The sequence below is a fragment of the Citricoccus alkalitolerans genome, assembly GCF_039528175.1.
In the GTDB taxonomy this organism is placed as follows: Bacteria; Actinomycetota; Actinomycetes; order Actinomycetales; family Micrococcaceae; genus Citricoccus; species Citricoccus alkalitolerans.
In genome coordinates this window covers 1198933-1219932 of record NZ_BAAALH010000002.1, presented here as the reverse complement: position 1 = coordinate 1219932, position 21000 = coordinate 1198933, and the positions used below count along the sequence as shown (strand labels likewise).

The 21000-nt window shown below is 68.3% G+C and carries 14 protein-coding genes and 1 pseudogene; 5 read left to right on the top strand and 10 right to left on the bottom strand.

The features are described 5' to 3' along the window. Nucleotides 1–148: 148 nt before the first annotated feature. From ABD134_RS11415 to dnaK, 4 genes and pseudogenes are all read right to left on the bottom strand, one after another. Nucleotides 149–532: pseudogene (locus tag ABD134_RS11415) on the bottom strand (heat shock protein transcriptional repressor HspR); the annotation flags it as partial. A gap of 56 nt (nt 533–588) precedes the next feature. Beyond that, complete coding sequence (locus tag ABD134_RS11410) at nt 589–1599, bottom strand: DnaJ C-terminal domain-containing protein (protein ID WP_344229557.1); 1011 nt, start codon at nt 1597–1599, stop codon at nt 589–591. A gap of 32 nt (nt 1600–1631) precedes the next feature. Next, nucleotides 1632–2366, bottom strand: coding sequence for a nucleotide exchange factor GrpE (locus ABD134_RS11405; RefSeq protein WP_344229555.1), 735 nt, complete (start codon nt 2364–2366; stop codon nt 1632–1634). Nucleotides 2367–2513: 147 nt separating this feature from the next. After that, nucleotides 2514–4391 (bottom strand): molecular chaperone DnaK, encoded by a 1878-nt coding sequence (gene dnaK / locus ABD134_RS11400; RefSeq protein WP_344229553.1) that lies wholly within the window; start codon nt 4389–4391, stop codon nt 2514–2516. Between the two features lie 427 nt (nt 4392–4818). Between dnaK and ABD134_RS11395 the strand changes: the two genes are divergently transcribed. After that, nucleotides 4819–5373 (top strand): Dps family protein, encoded by a 555-nt coding sequence (locus ABD134_RS11395; protein ID WP_344229551.1) that lies wholly within the window; start codon nt 4819–4821, stop codon nt 5371–5373. Nucleotides 5374–5524: 151 nt separating this feature from the next. Here the strand turns inward: ABD134_RS11395 and ABD134_RS11390 are convergent, their stop codons facing one another. Beyond that, nucleotides 5525–7810, bottom strand: a complete 2286-nt coding sequence (locus ABD134_RS11390; protein ID WP_344230866.1) for an MMPL family transporter — start codon at nt 7808–7810, stop codon at nt 5525–5527. 305 nt (nt 7811–8115) lie between these two features. On the opposite strand from ABD134_RS11390, the gene ABD134_RS11385 reads away from it, so the two are divergent. Both ABD134_RS11385 and ABD134_RS11380 read left to right on the top strand, forming a co-directional pair. Then, complete coding sequence (locus ABD134_RS11385) at nt 8116–8613, top strand: MarR family winged helix-turn-helix transcriptional regulator (protein ID WP_344229549.1); 498 nt, start codon at nt 8116–8118, stop codon at nt 8611–8613. Then, entirely contained in the window at nt 8610–10952 is a 2343-nt protein-coding gene (locus ABD134_RS11380; protein WP_344229547.1) for a chorismate-binding protein, read from the top strand. Before ABD134_RS11385 ends, ABD134_RS11380 begins: the two co-directional genes overlap by 4 nt. Nucleotides 10953–11034: 82 nt before the next feature. Here ABD134_RS11380 and cls read toward each other — a convergent pair whose 3' ends face one another. Together cls and ABD134_RS11370 are read right to left on the bottom strand one after the other, a co-directional pair. Further along, nucleotides 11035–12534 carry a cardiolipin synthase gene (gene cls, locus ABD134_RS11375; protein ID WP_344230865.1) on the bottom strand — a complete coding sequence of 500 codons (1500 nt, stop codon included), beginning with the start codon at nt 12532–12534 and terminating at the stop codon, nt 11035–11037. Between the two features lie 9 nt (nt 12535–12543). Next, entirely contained in the window at nt 12544–13155 is a 612-nt protein-coding gene (locus ABD134_RS11370; protein ID WP_344229545.1) for a TetR/AcrR family transcriptional regulator, read from the bottom strand. A gap of 214 nt (nt 13156–13369) precedes the next feature. On the opposite strand from ABD134_RS11370, the gene ABD134_RS11365 reads away from it, so the two are divergent. Together ABD134_RS11365 and ABD134_RS11360 are read left to right on the top strand one after the other, a co-directional pair. Beyond that, nucleotides 13370–16093, top strand: coding sequence for an MMPL family transporter (locus ABD134_RS11365; RefSeq protein ID WP_344229543.1), 2724 nt, complete (start codon nt 13370–13372; stop codon nt 16091–16093). Between the two features lie 72 nt (nt 16094–16165). Next, the gene (locus ABD134_RS11360) at nt 16166–17332 is read left to right on the top strand and encodes an aminotransferase class IV (RefSeq protein ID WP_344229541.1); all 1167 of its coding nucleotides are present in this window, start codon (nt 16166–16168) and stop codon (nt 17330–17332) included. A 409-nt stretch (nt 17333–17741) separates the two neighbouring features. Here the strand turns inward: ABD134_RS11360 and ABD134_RS11355 are convergent, their stop codons facing one another. The 3 genes from ABD134_RS11355 to ABD134_RS11345 all read right to left on the bottom strand — a co-directional run bounded on the left by ABD134_RS11355 (nt 17742) and on the right by ABD134_RS11345 (nt 20901). After that, a complete protein-coding gene (locus ABD134_RS11355) occupies nt 17742–18020 on the bottom strand; it encodes a hypothetical protein (RefSeq protein ID WP_344229539.1) in 279 nt (92 codons plus the stop codon). A gap of 470 nt (nt 18021–18490) precedes the next feature. Next, nucleotides 18491–19336 (bottom strand): polysaccharide lyase family protein, encoded by an 846-nt coding sequence (locus tag ABD134_RS11350; protein WP_344229537.1) that lies wholly within the window; start codon nt 19334–19336, stop codon nt 18491–18493. An 11-nt stretch (nt 19337–19347) separates the two neighbouring features. After that, nucleotides 19348–20901: an alkaline phosphatase D family protein gene (locus ABD134_RS11345; RefSeq protein WP_344229535.1), complete on the bottom strand. Its 1554-nt coding sequence runs from the start codon at nt 20899–20901 to the stop codon at nt 19348–19350. Nucleotides 20902–21000 lie beyond the last annotated feature (99 nt).

The following is a 21000-nucleotide window of genomic DNA, read 5'->3' as shown; positions in this document are numbered from 1 at the left end:
TGGGCATCGCGCCGGTTCGCCGTTCCGATCCCTCGGCGGGGTGGTGCTGGCTCCCGCCGGAGCCGCCGGAGGCGGTGCCGGCGCCCGGCGTGATCTCGAAGATGCCGGGAGCGGGAGCCAGGGCCGCGGCTGGACGGCGCCACCGGGCAGCCCGGCGGGCGCGCTCGATGGTGGCCGCCGTCTCCGCATCCCGTGCCCGGGAGCCGTGCTGCGAACCCTCCGAGCCGGCGTCGAAGGTACTGGTCACGTCCCCGGTGGCTCCGGCGGTGAACACGCGGGGGTAGCGGGCGTAGGCCTGGAAGGCCTGGATCTGCCCGGCGAGTTCCGCCACGGTGTTCTGCAACTGCTCGACCTCTCCCTCCAGCTCCACGATTCGGCGGATCCCCTCCAGGGAGACGCCGTCCCGGCTGAGCTGCTGGATGGTGCGGAGGCGGTCCACGTCCTGCCGGGAATAGCGGCGCTGCCGGCCACCCTGGCGCTGCGGGACCACCAGTCCGATCCGGTCATACTGGCGCAGGGTCTGCGGATGCATGTCCGCCAGCTCGGCTGCCACCGAGATGACATAGATCGGCTCCTCCCAGAACGTGGTCACAGCCGGGCCTTGTCCGCCAGCCCCGCCCTCGGATGGTGTTCCGCGGTCGCGGTGGCGAAGGCCTCCACGGCGGCACGGGCGTCATCGGACAGGGAAGTGGGCACCTCGACCTGGAGTTCGACCAGGAGGTCTCCGGCCGGCGTCGAGCCCTTGGAGGACTTCACGCCGCGTCCCTTGACGCGCAGCACGCGCCCGGAGGATGATCCGGCGGGAACCTTGACCCTGACGGTGCCGTCCAGCGTGGGCACCTCGATCGTGGCGCCGAGGGCGGCCTCGTCGAAGGAGATGGGCACCTGAACGCGCAGGTTATTGCCGTCACGGTGGAAGAACGGGTGGTCCTTCACCCTGACGGTGACGATCAGGTCCCCGGCACCGGCGGCCCCGGGCGAGCCCTTGCCACGGGAGCGGACCTTCTGTCCGTCCTTGATGCCGGCGGGTATCCGGACGTCGATGACCTCCCCGTCCGCCGCCCGCAGGGAGATGGTGGTGCCGCGCATCGCCCCGGCGAAGGAGATGCTCGTGCTGGCGGTGCGATCCGCACCCTTGGTCGGAGGCCCGCCGAAGCCGCCTCCACCGGGCCGGCCACCGAAACCACCGGAGCGTCCGCCGAATCCACCGAACAGATCGGCGAACTCAGGCGGGATGTCCCCGGTGGTCGGCCCGGAACGGCCGCGGCCGGCTCCGGTGTTGAACAGTCCGCCGAACATGTCCTCGAAGCCGCCGCCGGCAGGGCCGCCCGCACCGGAACCGGGAGCGGAGAACCGCGCTCCGGACCCCATGGCCCGGATCGCGTCGTATTGTTGACGCTCCTCCGGGTCGGAGAGCACGGAATTGGCCTCCGTGACCTCCTTGAACTTCTTCTCGGCGGCACCGTCACCGGGGTTCTGGTCCGGATGGTACTGACGGGCCAGCTTCCGGTAGGCCTTCTTGATGTCCGCTTCCGAGGCGTCTTTGGAGACACCGAGGACGGCGTAGAAGTCCTTGTCCACCCAATCCTGTGAGGCCATGGTGCCTCCTTTCCTGTCTGGCGGAGGCCTCGTCAGCCTTCGCCGGCTGAGACCATCACCTGGGCGGCGCGCAAGACGCGCTCACCGCGGAGGTAGCCGTTGCGGAACACCTGAACGACATGTTCCTCCGGGATCTCCTGGTTCGGCTGGCGCAGCATGGCCTCATGGCGGGTCGGGTCGAACGGCTGACCGACCAGGGAGTCCTGGTCCTGCCGCTCCAGCCCGAAGCCGGTGAGCACCGAGCTGAACTTGGTGGCGATCGCCGCGAGGGGGCCCTCGGCGAGATCACCCGCTGCGCGCGCGGCGTCCAGGTCGTCCAGCACGGGCAGCAGTGCCGTCAAAACCGACTGGATGGCGTTGTCCTTGGACACGTCCCGGTCCCGGTCAACGCGGCGCTTGTAGTTCACGAACTCGGCCTGCACGCGCAACAGGTCATTGCGCAGCTCCTCCTCGCGGGCGGTGGCGCTTGCCAGCTCCGGGTCCTGGGCGCCGGTGACACCCTCATCAGAGGCATCAGAGGCATCCGTGACACTGTTGAGGATCTGCTCGGCCTGGGAGAGCGCGTCTCCGTCCGCGTCCGCCGCAGCGGGGCCGGCGTCGTTGCCAGTGGTGGTTGGGTCTTCAGCGGCGTCCGAGGCGCCGGCGTCACCGGCGGGCTGGTCCGCTGGTTCGCGGACCTTCCCGGTCGTCGGGTCGATCCGGCGCTTGTCCTGGAAGCTCACCGGCTCCTCGCGCTCGCGGTCTTCTTCATTACCGTGGTTCGGCATGGTCTGGGGTCCTTTCCTCCGGTACTCCCGGGGCCGGCCGGCCCTGTCCTGACGGTGCAGGGACAAGGTCCGACCGGCCCGGATCCGGTGGCCCGCCGTCGGACGACGGGCCGAGTATGAGCTAGGGATCAACGACGGGGAAGAGCCTTACTTGGACTCGCCGCCCTTCGGCTCCTCCTCGTCCACGACCTCCGCGTCGACGATGTCCTCGTCTTCGCCGGCCGCGCCGGAGTCGGCAGCACCCTCGGCCCCGGCAGCGCCGGCTTCTGAGGCCTGGGAGGCGTACAGAGCCTCACCGATCTTGGTCTGGGACGCCTGCAGCTTCTCGTAGGCGGCCTTCACCTCATCGTCATTGTCCTGCTTCTCCAGGGCGGCCTTGAGGGCGTCGACGTCGGCCTGGACCTCGGTCTTGATGTCCTCGGGCAGCTTGTCCCCGTTGTCCGTGAGCAGCTTGTCCACGGAGTACGCGGTCTGCTCGGCCTGGTTTCGGCGGTCGGCGGCCTCGCGGCGCTCCTTGTCCTCCGCGGCGTGGGCCTCGGCGTCCTTCACCATGCGGTCGATGTCGTCATCGGACAGCGAGGTGCCGCCGGTGATGGTCATGGACTGCTCGGTGCCGGTGCCCTTGTCCTTCGCGGAGACGTGGACGATGCCGTTGGCGTCGATGTCGAAGGTGACCTCGACCTGCGGCATGCCGCGCGGGGCCGGGGCGATCCCGGTCAGCTCGAAGGTGCCCAGCGGCTTGTTGTCCCGGGTGAACTCGCGCTCACCCTGGAAGACCTGGATGGACACGGAGGGCTGGTTGTCCTCGGCGGTCGTGAAGGTCTCGGACCGCTTGGTCGGGATCGCGGTGTTGCGCTCGATGAGCTTGGTCATCACACCGCCCTTGGTCTCGATGCCCAGGGACAGCGGGGTGACGTCGATCAGCAGCACGTCCTTGCGCTCACCGGCGAGCACACCGGCCTGCAGGGCAGCGCCCACGGCCACGACCTCGTCCGGGTTGACTCCCTTGTTCGGCTCCTGGCCGCCGGTCATCTCGGTGACGAGCTCAGCCACGGCCGGCATGCGGGTGGACCCACCGACGAGGACCACGTGGTCGATGTCCTTGACGGACACGCCGGCTTCCTTGATGACATCCTCGAACGGCTTGCGGGTGCGCTCGAGCAGGTCCTTGGTCAGGTCCTGGAACTTGGCGCGGGACAGGTGCTCGTCCAGGTGCACCGGGCCGTCCGCGGTCACGGACAGGTACTGCAGCGAGATGTTGGTGGAGGTGGCGGAGGACAGCTCCTTCTTGGCCTGCTCCGCGGCCTCCTTCAGACGCTGCAGGGCGATCTTGTCCTTCGACAGGTCGGCGCCCTTGGACTTGGCCTGGTTCAGCAGCCAGTCGACGATCCGCTGATCCCAGTCGTCGCCGCCGAGACGGTTGTCACCGGACGTGGAGCGGACCTGGATCGTGGAGAAGTCGTCCTCGTCCTTGCCCACCTCGAGCAGGGAGACATCGAAGGTGCCGCCGCCGAGGTCGAAGACCAGGATGAGCTCGTCCTCCTTGCCCTTCTCCAAACCGTAGGCCAGGGCGGCCGCCGTCGGCTCGTTGATGATGCGGGAGACCTTGAGACCGGCGATCTCGCCGGCTTCCTTGGTGGCCTGACGCTCAGCGTCATTGAAGTAGGCCGGCACGGTGATGACCGCGTCGGTGACCTTCTCGCCCAGGTAGTCCTCGGCGTCGTGCTTGAGCTTCATCAGGGTGCGCGCGGAGATCTCCTGCGCGGTGTACTTCTTGCCATCCATCTCGGTGCTCCAGTCAGTGCCCATGTGGCGCTTGACGGAGGCGAGGGTGCGCTCAGGGTTGTTCACGGCCTGGCGCTTGGCGATCTCACCGACGAGGACTTCGCCGGACTTCGAGAAGGCGACGACGGACGGGGTGGTCCGGGAGCCTTCGGCGTTGGCGATGACGACGGGGTCGCCACCCTCCAGGACGGAGACGACAGAGTTGGTGGTGCCGAGGTCGATTCCCACTGCACGGGACATGGGCGGTTCCTTTCCTTGACGGACGATTCGAGGGCTGCGAGAGCCGGACGCCGCATGGTGCCGGACTGATGGCCGGGGCCTGCGGGTTTCCCCGCCGTCCAGTCACCTGAGCGTTCAAGACTCAAGGTTTCATGACCTGGAGGTCCCTGTCAATCTGCCTTGAGCCAACTTGACTCAACTTTGCCTTCGATGGAGACAACCACGGGCGTCCGGCATTCATTCCCGCCGGGCAACGTGTTTTTTCGTTGCACAGCTCGGCGTGCCCGCGGGCCCCAAGGGGGTGCCATTCGTTGTTTTGAGTAGGTCAGAATAACTAAGGCTAGGCTTCGTTTCCTTGCGGGCAAGTTACCGGAGTGTTTGAGTAAGGGCATCGACACAGCGGCGCCATGCAGTTCCGACAGTCTGCGCCGCACGGAAAGGAGTCACGATGGCAGCGAAGGACACTCAGGCCAAGACGGCGAAGAAGACCAACGAGATTTCATCCATGTACACCGTTCCCGGCATCGAGATCGAAGACGGCCACCGCGTCGCCGAGATCCTTCAGATGCGTCTGCATGCCCTCAACGATCTCCAGCTCACCCTGAAGCATGCCCATTGGAACGTGGTGGGCCCCAACTTCATCGCCGTCCACGAGATGCTCGATCCCCAGGTGGACGTGGTGCGCGGGTTCGTGGACGAGGTCGCCGAGCGCGTGGCCACCATGGGCCTGTCCCCCCAGGGCACCCCCGGTGCCATCACCAGTGAACGCACCTGGGACGACTACGGTCTAGGCCGCGCGGACACCCTCGCCCACATTTCCGCGCTGGACAAGGTCTATGACGGCGTGATCGCCGACCACCGCAACGCCATCGACGAGGTCGGCAAGATCGATCCCATTGCCGAGGACCTGCTGGTCGGCCAGGCCCGCGAGCTAGAACTGTTCCAGTGGTTCCTCCGCTCGTTCCTCAGCAGCACCGGCGGAGAGCTGAAGCACCAGGACTGATCCCGCCACCCTGAAGGGCGCCGATTCTCAGCTGAACCGGCTCCCAACACAGCAATCGTGCCGGGCCACAGTGATTAGCACTGTGGCCCGGCACGATTGCTGTGTTGACCGTCCTGATGCTTCTGTATGATCCGCCCTCAGCGGCGACTCCTCAGGAAACCAGTGTGCGATCTCGCCCGCCGCGGGCGAGCTTCGAGGGCCACCAGACCTTCGGTCCGATGTCGTACGTGAGCGCCGGGACCACGAGTGAGCGGACCAGGAAGGTGTCCAGCAGGACGCCGAAGGCCACGATGAACGCCAGTTGCACCATGAACATCAACGGGATGACCACGAGCGCTGCGAAGGTGGCCGCCAGCACGACGCCGGCCGAGGTGATGACGCCACCGGTCACGGTGAGGGCCTTGAGCACGCCGGCCCGCGTGCCGAGGGAGAACGCCTCCTCCCGGGCCCGGGTCATGAGGAAGATCGTGTAGTCCACTCCGAGCGCCACGAGGAACACGAAGCCGTAGAGCGGCACGGTAGGATCGGCCCCCGAGAATCCCAGCACGTGGTTGAACACGAGCGCCGAGACGCCGATGGCGGTGCCGAAGCTGATCACGGTGGCGAGCACCAGCAGGACCGGTGCAATGACGGAGCGCAGCAGCACCATGAGGATGACCAGCACCACGATCAGCACGAGCGGGATGATGGTCCGCACATCGGCCTGCGCCGTGGTGTTGGTGTCCAGGTTGGTGGCAGTCGTCCCGCCCACCAGGATTCCCGGATCCATGGCGTGCAGGCTCTCCCGGAGCTCGACGACGGTCTGCTCGGCCTCCATGGAGTCCGCGGGGTCCGCGAGGGTCGCCTGCAGGTAGACGCGGCCGTCAACCTCGAGCGGCTCAGCCGGCGGGCCGCCCTGCCCGGCACCCTCCGGGGCGCCTTCCTCGCCAGAACCCCCCGGGGCGCCTTCCTGGCCAGCACCCCCTGGAGTGCCCGCGGTTTCACCGGCGGGCCCCGCCGGACCGCCGCCCTCGGCGGTGAGGTAGGCGGAGGCGACGCCGTCAGCGTTCTGGACGTCCTCAAGGACCTCGTCCGCACGGTCCGCGGGGGCGATGATCGTGGCCGGGGCGCCGGTGCCGGCGTCGAAGTGGTCCTCGAGCACCACCTGCCCGGCCTTGCCGTCACTCTCGCCCAACAGGACTTCGGTCTGCGGGACGCCGCTGGCCTGGAGCTGGGTGATGCCCGCCGCTCCGACCATCAGCACCGCGGCGGTGACCATCCACACGGCGCGGGGGCGGCGTGCCACCAGGGCGCCGATCCTGGTCCACACGCCGTGGTTGGACTCGAGTCCGCGGATCGGCACGCCGGTGGCATCGACGGGCTGGCGGAACCGGGCGTCCTGGCGGGACACGGCACCCGGCCGGGGAATCGAGGGCCAGAAGGCCGCACGTCCCACGAGGTAGAGCACCGCCGGCAGGAAGGTGAGGGATGCCGCCCAGGCCAGGACGATGCCCGAGGCCGCAATCGGCCCGAGGGAGCGGTTCGAGTTGAGGTCGGAGAAGAGCAGGCACAACAGGGCGATCGCCACCGTGGCCGCCGAAGCGGTGATGGGCTCGAAGGACCCCTTCCACGCGTTCCTCACGGCCGTGGCCACCTTCGTCCGGACGCGCAGTTCCTCTCGGTAGCGGGCCACCATCAGCAGGGAGTAGTCCGTGGCGGCACCGATCACGAGGATCGAGAGGATCCCCTGCGACTGGCCGTTCAGGGCGATCCACCCCTCGGCGGCCATCCAGTAGATCGCGAGGATGGCCACGCACAGGGCCGCCACGGAGTTGAACAACACCAGCAGCGGCAGCAGCACGGAACGGTAGACCAGCACCAGGATCACGAACACCACGCTGAGCGCGACGGCCAGCAGGATCCCGTCGATGCCGGCGAACGCACCGGCCAGGTCGGCAGCAAGTCCGGCAGGCCCGGCCACATGGACCTCAGCTCCGTCCAGACCCCCGTTGCCCGCGCCAGCCAGGTCCGCCTGGGAGTCGGCGGCCACGGCCCGGAGGTCCTCGACGACCGCGTCCGACTCAGCTGACTCCGTGTTGACGAGGGCGATGTACTGCACAGCCTCCCGATCCTCCGAGGGCACGGGGCCGATGACCTGGTCCACGCCCTCCACGGCGCCGAGTTGTTCACCGAATCCCGCCAGCGCCTCCATCTCACCGGCAGACTCGGCACCCTCGGCGAGCGCCTGACCGTCCGGCAGCCCGAGGACCACGAGTGCGGGGATCTGCTCACTGTCCGTGAACTGGGAGACCCATTCCCCGGCCTGCGTGGATTCGGCTGAGGCCGGCAGGAACGTGGACTGGTCATTGGAGGAGACCTCCCCGAGCTTGCCGAAGGTCGGTCCACCCAGGCCGGTGCCGGCCAACCAGGCCAGAACCAGGACGGCGGCGGCCACCACCCGGATCCACACCTTGCCCCAAGGACGGTTCTTATCCCTGGCCGAACGGTCCTCCGGCCGATTCTCAGCGCGGTGCGCAGGCTGGTGATCTGACCGTGGGCCTGGCCGTGGACCCTGCCGTGGGTCGGCCTGGACGTCGGCGGCTTCAGGCTCGGCCCGATGTCGGGGATTCTCTGGCATGAGCACTACGCTAGCGCATTCACTCGATAATCGAGATACCTGAAGCCGAGACAAATGTCGTGTTAGATCCTGGTCGCCGCCGCTCAGTAGACTGGGGCGTCAGACACCGGCGGAAGGAGGCCCCCATGTCGCACTCCGGACAGGAGCCTTCGGAGCTCTTCCAGTTGATCCACGCCCTGCGGCGGTATGCCGAAGTGGCGGACCGGACCACCGACGCCGCCGGCCACCGCAGCGGCCTGCACCGCACCGACCTGCGCGCCCTCACCATCCTCATGCAACGTCAGGCAGCTGGCCTGAACACCAGCCCCACCGACCTCGGGCGGATGTTGAGTCTCACGTCGGCCTCCACCACGGCCCTCGTGGACCGCCTGGTCGCCAACGGCCATGCCGAGCGCACCCCGTCCACCACGGACCGGCGCCGGGTCAGCATCTCCCACACGGACACCGCCGCCGTGGACGGTCGGAAGATCTTCATGCCGATGGCCCGCACCATAGCCGACCGCCTGTCCGATTTCACTCCGGAACAGATGCAGACCGCCATCGAGGTCCTGGCGGCGGCCACCGAGGCCCTAGACGCCTTCGATGCCCTGGCCGGCCCTCCGGCCGACCACGTCCAGTCATGACGTCCACCGCTCGTTCCGAACTCCACACAGACACCGCGGGAGGTCGACTGCGAGCTCCCCTCCTGCTGGCGATCGACGGCCGCTCCGGCGCCGGCAAGACCTCCCTCGCCGTGGAGACGGCAGCGCTGCTGCGGCCCCATCTGGAGGTGGCCGTCTTCCACCTGGACTCCATCTATCCCGGTTGGGACGGCCTCGCCGCCTCCCTGGCAACCTACGCCCACGACGTGGTCGCCCCGCTCGCCCGGGGCCGCACCGCCCGGTGGACCTGGTGGGACTGGACCATGGATGCACCGGGACGCGCGGATGCCACCCCGCCGGCCGACGTCGTGATCCTCGAGGGCGTGGGTGCCGGGAACCGGAACGCCCGTCCGCACCTGGATGCCGTGGCCTGGGTGGCCATGGAGGACGGCGAGCGCAAACGGCGGGCCCTGCGGCGTGACGGCGAGACCTTCGCCGCACACTGGGAACGGTGGGCCGCGCAGGAGGACGCCTACCTGGCCGGGGACGGGGTGGCGGAGGCAGCCTGGCTGACCCTCGATGGCCACGGATCCACGCCGCGGGCCGCGGCCGACCTGGTGGAGGGTCTGCGCTCCCTGCCCGGCTGGGAGGCCGCGCTCGCCCTCGTGCCGGCACCCGGCCCGACCCGGTGGGAGCGCCGTACCCTGACCACCGCCGCCGAGCCGAAGATGCTGTTCGCCGCCATGGGCGGACCGGAGGCGGCGACCGCCCTGCTGCTGGAGAGCTCGGACCGGGACGTCACCCCCTCGCCAGAGCGCAGCCGGTACTCACTCATCGGCCTGGCCACAGGCTCCTCGACCGTCGCAACCCACACAGACGGCGTCACCACCATCTCCTCCGGCCTCCTCACCCTGCGGCGCCCCGGGGCGTTCTTCCCGTGGCTGGCCACGGTCTGGCCCGGCGGCTCCGGTGCCGACCACCCCGAGGCAGGGCACGACGCCGGCCCGGCAGGCCTGGGAGCGTCCGGCACCCCCGGCCGTGCGGGTGGTGCCGGACATTCGGGCGGTCTCGGCGATCCTGGCGGCTCCGGCCCGGCGGACGGTCCGTTCCAAGCCGGCTGGATGGGCTGGATCGGCTACGGCATCAAGCGCGAGGCGGGGTCCCCGGACGGCGCGGCATCGCTGGCCGATTCTGCCATTGAGGCGGTGCCGACCGTACCCGAGGCACTGCTGTTCCGCCCCGAGCGGGGAGCCAGCGTGGATCACGTGGCCGGCACCACTGCCCTCTTCTGGTCCGCCGATGATCCGGGCGGACCGGAGTGGGCGGACCGGGTGGTGGGCGGAATGATGGACGGGCTGGCAGAGGAGCTGATGGACGGGCAGCCTGCGGCATCACCGGCCGCCCCGGTCTTCACCGTGCGGGACACCCGTGAGGAGTACCTGGCCAAGATCCGGGCGGCCCAGCATCAGATCCACGAGGGGAACACCTACGAGGTCTGCCTCACCACGGCCCTGGAGTCCATGGTGGACTCCTTTGACGGCTGGGCCACCTACCGGCGGCTCGCCGAGGCCAACCGGGCCCCGTTCACCCTGTACCTGCGAGCCCAGGTGGCTGGGGCCGGCGTCGGGCGGGAGGCCGAGGCGGACCGCAGGTCCCAGGCCGGCAACCAGCCGGTGCAGATCCTCTCCACCAGTCCCGAGCGATTCCTCGCGGTCTCCTCGAGGGCGGCGGGAGACTGGTTGGTGACGGAGCCGATCAAGGGGACGCGCCCGCGCGGGACCACGCCGGACGAGGACCGCGCGCTGGCCGAGGAGCTGGCCTCCTCCCCCAAGGACCGAGCCGAGAACATCATGATCACGGACCTGGCCCGCAACGACCTCTCGCGGTTCGCGCGGCCGGGGACACTGGCGACCACGCGGGTGTGCGGGATCGAGTCATATCCGACGGTGCACCAGATGGTCTCCACGGTGACCGCCCAACTGCAGCCCGGCGTGCCGCGGGCCGATGCCCTCGCCGCGGCCTTCCCGCCCGGGTCGATGACCGGCGCTCCGAAGATCTCCACCATGGACATCCTCGAGGACCTGGAGGCGGGGCCACGCGGGGTGTACTCCGGGGTGGCCGGCTACCTCTCCGCCGACGGGGCGGCCGACTTGAACGTGCTGATCCGCACGCTGGTCGCGGTGCCGGCGGGAACAGCGGTGCCGGCCGGAACAGCGGTGCCGGCGGGGTCGGCCTCGGGGAAATCCGGGCGCACGCACCTGTCCCTCGGCGTGGGAGGGGCGATCACCTCAGACTCGGTTCCGGAAGAGGAGTGGGACGAGGTTCGCACCAAGGCCCACGGCGTCCTCCGGGTCCTCGGATCGGCTTTCCCCGACGCCTGACACCCGCTCCTTCGCAACACCACGAGTCCGCTCCATCCGCTTTGCGGGCAGAAATAAGTACTCATTTCTGCCCGGAAAGTGGTCACTGCAGGGCGGAGGTCAGGCGGAACACGTTGTCCACCCAGCGCCGGGCACGCGGCCGGCCCCGCCAGTCCGCCAGGGTCAGCTCCTCGGAGACGGACCGGTAGTCCTCGATCACCGGCTGCAGCGCCTCCACCGTCTCGGAGCCCACGGTCAGCACCGAGACCTCCATGTTCAGGGAGAAGGACCGCATATCCATGTTGGAGGACCCGAAGACGGCCACGTCATTGTCCACGGTGAACAGCTTGGCGTGCAGCACATTGGGGTCCGGATAGCGGAAGATCCGGACGCCGGCCGTCAACAGGGCGTCGTAGTAGGACTGCTGGGCGTGGTGGACCATGAGCTGGTCCGCCTTGCGGCACACGAACAACTCCACCTCCACCCCGCGCTGGGCCGCGGTGGTCAGGGCGTAGAGCATCGAGTCGTCCGGCACCAGGTACGGCGAGACCACCACGAGGCGTTCCCGGGCGGAGTAGAACAGGTGGTTGAACACACGCAGGTTGTTCTCGTGGGAGAAGCCGGGCCCGGAGGGGATGACCTGGGCGATGCTGCCGTCGTCCACCTCAAGCTCAGCCAGGTCGGGTTCGCGGAACCGGCCTTCGAGTTCGTCTCCGGTCTCGGCGAACCAGTCGGTCACGAACACCACGTCGAGCGAGGCGACCACGGGGCCGGTGATGCGGCTCATCAGGTCCACCCACTCCCGGCCCATGGCATGGGACGAAGCCCGCTTGTAGCCGGGCTCCACGAGGTTCAGTGAGCCGGTGTAACCCACCAGCCCGTCCACGACGAGGATCTTGCGGTGATTGCGCAGGTCCGGGCGCTGGTACTTGCCACGCCAGGGCAGCACGGGCATCGCCAGGTGGTATTCGAGCCCGGCCGCATCCAGCCGGCGCCGCAGCTGCCGGTAACCCTTGACCCGCATGGAGCCGATGTGGTCGAAGAGGATCCGCACTGTTACGCCCCGCGCATGGGCGCGCTCCAGGGCCGCGAGCACCACGGAGGCGTATCCCTGCCGGTCCTTCGGGTCATCCGCGAGGATGTAGAAGATCAGATGGACGTAATCCTGAGCCCGGTCGATGTCCGCGGCCATCCTCTGCATGGACGCCCGGTAGTCGGTGAGGTACTCGAACTCGTTGCCGTCCAGCATCGGGAAGCTCGTCAGGTTCCGCGTCAAGCGCGCCGCCGCCACCACGTACCGCGGGGCCATGCCGGCGTCATTGGGCAGCTGCAGGTGGGCGGTGGCCTGGCCGAGCGCCTCGTTGACCGCCTTCTGGCGAGACCGGCGCTGGCCCCCGAGCCGGAAGGAGCCCAACAGCAGGAACAGGATGAGGCCGGGCAGCGGCAGGAAGAAGATGATGAGCAACCACGCCATCGCCACCGCGGGGCGACGACCTCCCGGGACGATGCCGAGCAGCAGGATGCGGATGCCGACGTCGATGATCCAAAAGAGCACGGTCAACCAGTCGGGGAAGATGCCGAACTCGGCGGTGGGCCAGAGCATCATCCCAGCTTACGGTGAGTCAAGTCTCCCGGACGGGACCACGAGATCCAACAGCTGGTCGATCCACTCGGTGGTCAGGGGCCGGGAGAACAACAGGCGCAGCAGCAAGCTCGCCCCCACCGTCTCGGCGAGGAACTGCGGCGGCGCGGCCAACCCCCCAGGATGGGCCCGGTCGTGTTCTTGGAACCGGGCGCCCAGCCCTGCCATGATCGGCTGCACCAGGGCAGAGTGCATGGCGGCGGAGGTCTCCCCGGCGGAGGTCAGGGCGGACATGATCGTCTGGATGAGACGGGAGACCTCCGGTGCCTCGATCTCGGACTTGAGCGCCACCAGCCAGGCCCCCAGGTCGCCGCGCAGGTCACCGGTGTCCTCGGGCACCCCGAGGGGCATCTCGAGGTAGCCCTCGGCCAGGGCCTCCACCACCACTCCGGCCTTGGAGCCCCACCAGCGGTAGATGGTCTGCTTGCCGACCCCCGCCGCGGCGGCGATCCCCTCGATCGTGAGCTCCTGGAACCCGCAGCCAACCATCAGGTCCGCCGCCGCCTTCAGTACGGCCACGCGCGACTTCTCGCTGCGCGGCCGGCCCCGGTGCTCCACCGGCTTCTCCGCCCCGACGCTCAATGACGCCCTCCTGCTCCTGTGTTCCGCCCACCAGCTGGACTGTCCGCCAGCCTATGGCCTGCCGTTCGTGGTCCATCTCACATTATGCATTTCGAGACGAGACGTTCCGTCTACTATAGTCATTGCCGGACGTGTCGGGTCTCGGCAGGCCGCCGCATGACCCGTCCGCCGACTCTCCTGGCCGACCATTCCTCTCCTCAAGGAGTAACGCCTCATGGCTGAACTGCTCTACCGACTCGGCTTCGGGTCCTCCAAGCGCCCGTGGACCGTGATCAGCAGCTGGCTGGTGGTGTTGGCCCTGGCCGTGGGCGGTTTCCTCGCCTTCGGCGGGACCCTGACCTCCTCCATCACCATCCCGGGCACCCCCACCAGCCAGGTCACCGACCGGCTGACCGAGGAGTTCCCGGAGGCGGCCAACGGCGCCGGTTCCGTGGTGTTCCGCACGGCGGACGGCTCCGAGTTCACGGCCGAGCAGAAACAGCAGATCACCGACCTGATGTCCGAGGTCGGGGACATCGAGGGGGTCGACTCCACCCTCGACCCCTTCACCACGGAACAGCAGAAGGCGGACGGGCAGCAGGACCTGGAGGACGGCCGCACCGACCTCGAGGACGGCCGCCAACAGCTGGAAGACGGGCAGGCCCAGCTGGATGCCGCCGCGGCCCAGCTGGACGCGGCGCAGGCCGAACTGGACTCCGGACAGGAGCAGCTCGACGCCGGCCAGGCCCAGTTCGACGAGGCGCGCGCCCAGGCGGAGGCGGCCGGCTCCCCGGCCGCGATGATGGCCCAGCTCCAGCAGCAGCAGGCCGCCCTGGATGCCCAGCAGGAGCAGTTGGACGCGGCCCGCGCCCAGCTCGAGGAGGGCCGGGGCGAGATCGAGACGAACCAGGCCACCCTGGATGAGTCCGCCCAGGAGCTGTCGGACGGCGAGACCGAGCTGGCCCAGGGGGAGCAGATGCTGAGCCTCACCCAGGACTACCGGACCGTCTCCGAGGATGGCACGGCCGCCGTCGGGACCGTGTCCTTCACCCTCCCGGCCATGGAGGTCGAGCAGGCCATCAAGGACGAGGTGGTCTCCGCCCTGACCGAGGCGGACATCGCCGGCGTCGAGGTGCTGCCCGCCAATGACCTCTCCCAGGCCATCCCCCAGATCGCCGGCCCGGCCGAGGTCGTCGGCCTGGTCATCGCCGGGATCGTGCTGTTCATCATGCTCGGCACCCTCGTGGCCGCGGGCCTGCCGATCCTCACCGCGCTGATCGGCGTGGCCATCGGTGCCGCCGGCACCCTGGCGTTCTCCGGGATGATCGACATGCTGTCCGTGACGCCGGTGCTGGGCCTGATGCTCGGCCTGGCCGTGGGCATCGACTACGCCCTGTTCATCATCAACCGCCACCGGCGCCAACTCAAGGACGGCCTCCCGCTGCACGAGTCCATCGGCCTGGCCACGGGCACCTCCGGCAACGCCGTGGTGTTCGCCGGGTTGACTGTGGTCATCGCCCTGGCCGCGCTGAACGTCACGGGCATCCCGTTCCTGGGCCTCATGGGCACCGTAGGCGCCGTCTGCGTCGCCCTGGCCGTGCTGATCGCCATCACCATGATGCCCGCCCTGCTGGGCCTCGCGAGGTTCCGGGTGCTGTCCACCAAGGAGCAGGCCACCGCAGATGCTGCGATGGCCGCCGCCACCAGCTCCGGCAAGCACACCGCCGCGGCGGAGCATGCCTCCCCCGCCACCCGGGCACCCCGGCCGATGTCCAACGTGCGCGCGGTTCTCACCACCGTGGGCTCCATCGTGCTGTTGGTCGTCATCGCCATCCCGTTCTTCTCCATGCGCCTCGGCCTGCCGGACGGGGCCTCGGAGCCGCCGGAGTCGGCCAGCTACCAGGCCTACGAGACCCTGGGCTCGGCGTTCGGCGAAGGCCGCAACGGTCCGCTCGTGGTGACCACGGACCTGCCGGAAGGTCTCACCGACACCGAGATCGTGGACGAGCAGCTGGCCGTCGCCCAGCAGCTCCAGGGCATCGACAACGTGACCTCCGTGGTCCCGGCCGCCGTGTCCGAGGACAACGGCATGGCGATGTTCCAGGTCATCCCCGAGGAAGGCCCGAACGCGGTCTCCACCGAAGAACTGGTGCACACGCTGCGTGCCACGGAGCCAGAGTCAGAGTCCACCAACCTGGCCGTGGCCGGCAATACCAGCGGCTTCGTGGACGTGGCCGAGAAGCTCGCCGAGGCCCTGCCGCTGTACCTGGGCGTCGTCGTCGGCCTGTCCCTGATCATCATGATCGTGGTGTTCCGCTCACTGCTGGTGCCGTTGATCGCCACCGGCGGGTTCATCCTCTCCGCCTTCGCAGCCATGGGTGGAGTGGTGGCCATCTACCAGTGGGGCTGGCTAGCCACCGTCTTCCAGGTCCACCACCCGGCCCCGATCCTCGCCTTCCTGCCGACCATCATGGTGGGCGTGCTGTTCGGGCTGGCGATGGACTACCAGCTGTTCATCTCCACCGGTATGCGTGAGGCCTACGCCCACGGTTCCTCGGCCCGGGTGGCGGTCCAGCAGGGGTTGAAAGCCGGCCGCTCCGTGGTCATCGCCGCGGCCATCATCATGATCAGCGTGTTCGGCGGCTTCGTGTTCTCCGAGTCCGCCATGATCCGCCCGATCGGCTTCGGCCTGGCGTTCGGCGTGCTCGTGGATGCCTTCGTGGTCCGGCTGTTGCTGATCCCGGCCCTGATGCACCTGTTCGGTGACGCCGCCTGGTGGCTGCCGAAGTGGCTGGACCGGATCCTGCCGAACGTGGATGTCGAGGGGGCCTCGCTGGAGCGCAGCCACGGCTACTCGGATCCAGAGCTGGCCGGTGCTGATGCGGCCGCCGGTGATGGGTCCGGCATCGGCGGGGACGGCGGGGGCCGCGGCGATGACCCCGCACTGACCCGGGTCTGACACCGCACCACCATTGCAGAAGGGCGGGGCGCATCGCGGATGTGCCCCGCCCTTCTGCGTAGGCTGTGGTCTATGACAGAGCCGTCCCAGCCAGCTGCACCGTTCGTCCCGGGTCCCGGGGATTCCGTGGTTGTCTACCTCGAGCCCGACGCCGGCCCGTCCGGTTCCGCAGGCGGCACCGGCTCCGCAACCGGTTTCGGCGACGCCGGCGGTTCCGCATCAGGATCCGCCGGCGATTCCGGCGTGAGATTGCGGGTGGACGATCCACGCCGGCCGGCCATCCTGGTGACCGACCAGGGACTGACCCGGGGTGACGGGGTGTTCGAGACCATGACCGCTGTGCCGACGAAGGGCTCGGGCTCGGGCTCTGAAGCATCCTTCCGGGTCCGCAAGGAGGACTCTCACCTGGCGCGGCTGGCCACCTCGGCCGAGGCACTGGAGATCCCGCTCCCGCCGGCAGCGGACTGGCGGCGGGCCGCCGCGGCGGGGCTGGAGGCATTCGCCGCCGGCAACCCGAGCGTCAACGCCGTGGTGAAACTGGTGGCCACCCGGGGCCCGGAGGGGGCACCCGGCGGAGGACACTACGTCAGGGGCGGGGCCGGCGTCGGCTCCCTGACCGGCACCTATTGGGTGCTCGTCTCCCCCGTCTCCGAGGGGCTGACCGCCGCCCGCGAGCGCGGACTGAAGGTGCTCCTGCTGGACCGCGGCGTCGACTCCGGGCTGGCCGAACGCGCCCCGTGGCTGCTAATGGGTACCAAGTCGCTGAGCTATGCCGTGAACATGGCCGCCCTGCGGTACGCCGCGTCCCAGGGAGCGGACGACGTGATCTTCACGTCCTCAGACGGCCAGCTGCTGGAGGGGCCGACCTCCACCGTGCTGATGGCCCGTCGGGTCCCGCAGCCGGATGGCAGCACCGGGATCGAGCTCGTCACGCCCCTGCGGAGTTCGGGCATCCTGCCCGGCACCTCCCAGGGCACCATCTTCGCCGCCGCGCAGGCCGCCGGCTGGCAGCTGGGCTACGGGCCCTTGGAACCCTCGGATCTGGTGGATGCCGACGGGGTCTGGCTGGTGTCCTCCGTACGCCTGGTCGCCCCCGTGACCCACCTGGACGGCGCGAAGATCTCCCAGGATCCCGAGCTCACCGAGCTGCTGAACGGCTTCCTGGCCGAGGACCGGGAACCCGGCGAACACGGGCCGTGGAACCACGACTCCGGCCCGATCGGTCGGGTTGTGGGCTGATCCCTCCACGTTCATCTTGATTTCTCGTTCTGACAGGTCGTCGACGATCTCATGGGCATCACCGACCGAACGAGCAGAGCGATCAAGCTTGGCTTCACGCCGAGCGCCACCAAGGTCCCCCGTGATCAGACCGGTCTGGCTCGCCGGTATGGCAGCACGCATTGCCGATCATCAGCTCAGGCAAGCCCGCGGGTGTCTCGTATAAGGCCCCTTCACCGGGCAGTCCACCGGACCGCCTCAACGGGACGGGACCTGCCGTACCACTTCAACAGCACTGATCAGAACGGGGTGTTCCCGGAAGGGGTTCCTTTAATGGGAAGTCCCGAACGGCGGGTAGTGTTTCGCTTGCGCAAGCCCATCACTTCGTGATGACCGGGGCGGCCGACTGCGGATCGGGCAGTGGCCGGGCTCAGCCGCGGGGGATGCCGGAGTGCCCGCCGATCACTTTCATCAGATAAACGGGGCCGAACCAGCGCTGCTGGGATTTATCGGTCGTGAAGTCGGCGCTGCTCAGCGCAGCTGCCACGCCGTTGGCCACGAAGCGGCGAGAGGCGGAGCGGGGCACGAAACGTTCGAGAGCAGTGGTCGCGAGGAATGCGGTGGCGTATCGCAGCGCGGCGCGAGCCCACGAACCTTCGCCGAACAGGGGAAGCAGAAACGGCTGGAGGTGGACCAAGGCGAACATCATGCGAGTCCGGTAAGAAGACTTCGAATACTTCTCGCGGGTAGGTCGGAACTGAAAAGCCACGAGACCGCCAACGAGGTCAAACGCGACAGCCCCGATCGCAGCGCCGCGTGCTGCACTCACTCGACGACTCGTGGAGGTTGCGATCGCGACGGCCGATGAAACGGCGGCGACAAGCACGACTGTCGATGCGTCTCGCCCGAGGGGACCGACCAGAGAGGTCCACATTCGGGCTCGATCTGGCATTCGCATGGTTGAAAGCTTCTCATGCTCGGCTTGGATCCGACCTCCGAGGTCCCGCTGGTTTCTTCGAACGCGCCGATCGAGCGGTCTCCCGCAGGGGATCGGCATTAGGGACGGTAGGCCACGCGGCTGGCCCACTCGAGGTTGACCTCGACGAACTCCTGAGCCACGACGATGTCCATGACTTCAGCAGTGTCGAGCTCCTCGAGGTCGGCGGGCGCCGAAGCAAGTCAGACGCGTGCGTAAAGCCCGATGGCGTCCCACGCCACCCATCCGCCCTCTGCCAGGCGGAACGTGATGGTGTTGATGCCTGCCACAAAGGGTGCTGCGGGGACCTGGAATTCATGGAAAGACCGCACCAGCGTTGACCCGGGAAGCGTTGCGTCGCCCTCGCGGGATCCTCGAGTTGCACCGGGGATCAGCTCGATGACCTGTGCCGGGACTCCGTTGACTGCGACCTCCAGCCGCCCACCGAGTCGCGTGGTGTCGATGAGCCAGACGGCCATGTCCATGTCGTCGGACGGCGCCTGAGAAAGCTCCACAACCCAGTGGGCGGTGTAGACCTTGCGCCCGGCCCAGGCATCGCCGGGACCGGGAAGCAGGAAAGGCCACGCCGAATCCGGGGAGTCCACCCCGTCGGTGTACTGGATCTGGGCAGACGGATAGGCTGCGGGAATCTTGGCGTATCCACTGGGCGCGAATCGAAATTCCAAGCTCTTACCGTCGAACGTGCCGATGCGCGCCATCTCTCGCCCCGTGGCGGTGACCGAGGGTTCAGAGGCAGCGGAGGTCCGCTCCCCGGGCCTGCTCCGGCGTCCGGCATCCGAGACGGCGATGACCGAGTAGGTCCATTCCTCCCCGGCCGGATCGAGGCCGTCGTGGACGAAGCGCGGATACACGGTCTTGGCTACCAGGTCGGACTCTCGCGGTTGCCAGGCGGCCGGGTGACCTGGTGCGGCATAGACACGATAGTGATCGATCAGCGGTTCCCAACCCAGGGATTCCCAGGACAGATCGATCGTCGCCAGTGAGCTACGGGCTGACAGGCCAGTGACAGGGGGCAGAGGCTTCGTCATGGTCTGTTCCTTCAGTCCTGGACCAGCCGTGGCTGCCCGGCCGGTGTGGTGAATCGTGCGCTGAGCTTCTTGGGGGCGGTGTCGTCGGCCTCGATCCACGGGACGATCCAGAAATTCGAGACCATCTCTTGCGGCGTGAGCCGGACGTGCACATACCCCCGCCGCCCGTCGTAGTGATGGACATAGTCGTGCCGGGTCCAGTCCCGGGTGAAGCCGTCGGTTTGGGCGCCGTCCCCGTCAGAGGCAATGGAGGTGCAGACCAATTCCACCCCCACGGTTGGGGATGAGGGATCGGCGAAGTCCTGCTTGAGCTCCGCTGCCACGTGCTTGTGGATGTCCCCGGTCAACACGACCGGATTGCTGGAGCGGGCCATTGACTCCAGAAGACGTTGACGCGCCGCCGGGTACCCATCCCACATGTCCGTACGGTCATCACTGATCGCCGTGACGACCACGCCGCTAGCCATCAGGTTCCACACCGCTGGACTCGAGACCAGACGTCGCTCGATCCACTCTTCCTGGGCTGCGCCGAGCATCGTGCGACCCTCGGCAAACTGCTCCGCGGCTGTGGCCGGTTCCGGATCCCGGTATTGGCGGGTGTCCAGCATCGAGAATCGTGCCAGCCGGCCGACATCGAAGCCCGTGGTGATCTGCGCCGCCGGGCCTTCAGGCAATGCCTCGATATCCAACGGCATGTTCTCGTAGAACGCCCGGTAGGCCACCGCGATCCGATGCGCGAACAACTCATCCGGCACGTTGTACGCAGACGAAGAGCCCACATAGTTGTTCTGCACCTCATGGTCATCCCAGACCACGACGGCGGGTACTCGAGCATGAACTGCCTGCAGGTGGGGGTCGCTCTTGATCAGCGAATACCGCAGTCGGTACTGCTCCAACGTCTCGATCTCCACCGCATGAGCCGGGGACACCGAGGCACCCTGGCGCCACAGGTTCGCCTCCATGATGCCGTATTCGTAGATGTAGTCACCGACGAACACCACCAGATCCAGTTCCTCCTCAGCGGCAAGGTGCTTATGCGCCGTGAAATGACCGTGGTACCAGGCCTGGCACGAGACCAGGCCGAAGCTGAAGGAGGCCGGTGAGTCTCCGGCGGCCGGGAGCGTGCGGAAACGCCCGACCGGGCTGGACTGCGGGCCGACCAGGAATCGGTAGAAATACTCAGTTCCAGGTTCCAGGCCCTCGACCCTGGGGTGGACGGAATGCGCCAACTCCGGTTGCGCCAGGGCCTGACCCGAGCGGACAACCTGACGGAACTGGTGATCTCGGGCCACCTGCCAGCGCACGGAGACCGGTCGCAGGGGCATGCCGCCATGACCGTCTTCGGCCAGAGGCTCCGGGGCCAGACGCGCCCACAACACCACGCCGTCAGGCCGAGGCGCCCCACTGGCAATGCCGAGGCCGAACAGGTCTCCTGACCGCGGCGGTGGTGCAGCAGCCGCCGACTCGGGTGCGTTAATCCCCAGGGCGATCGCGGTGGCCGTGGCTCCACCGAGCCCCAGGAGCTGACGCCGATCAAGCGTGAGCCGTTCTGCAAAGTCCGACATGTCCGCGCCTCAGTGCTCTCTCGCCGTCCCGATAATCCTCCGAAAGGGTAGAGAGCGTCGGTGGCCACGCGGCATCCGGCAAGTGTCAAGCCCAACAAC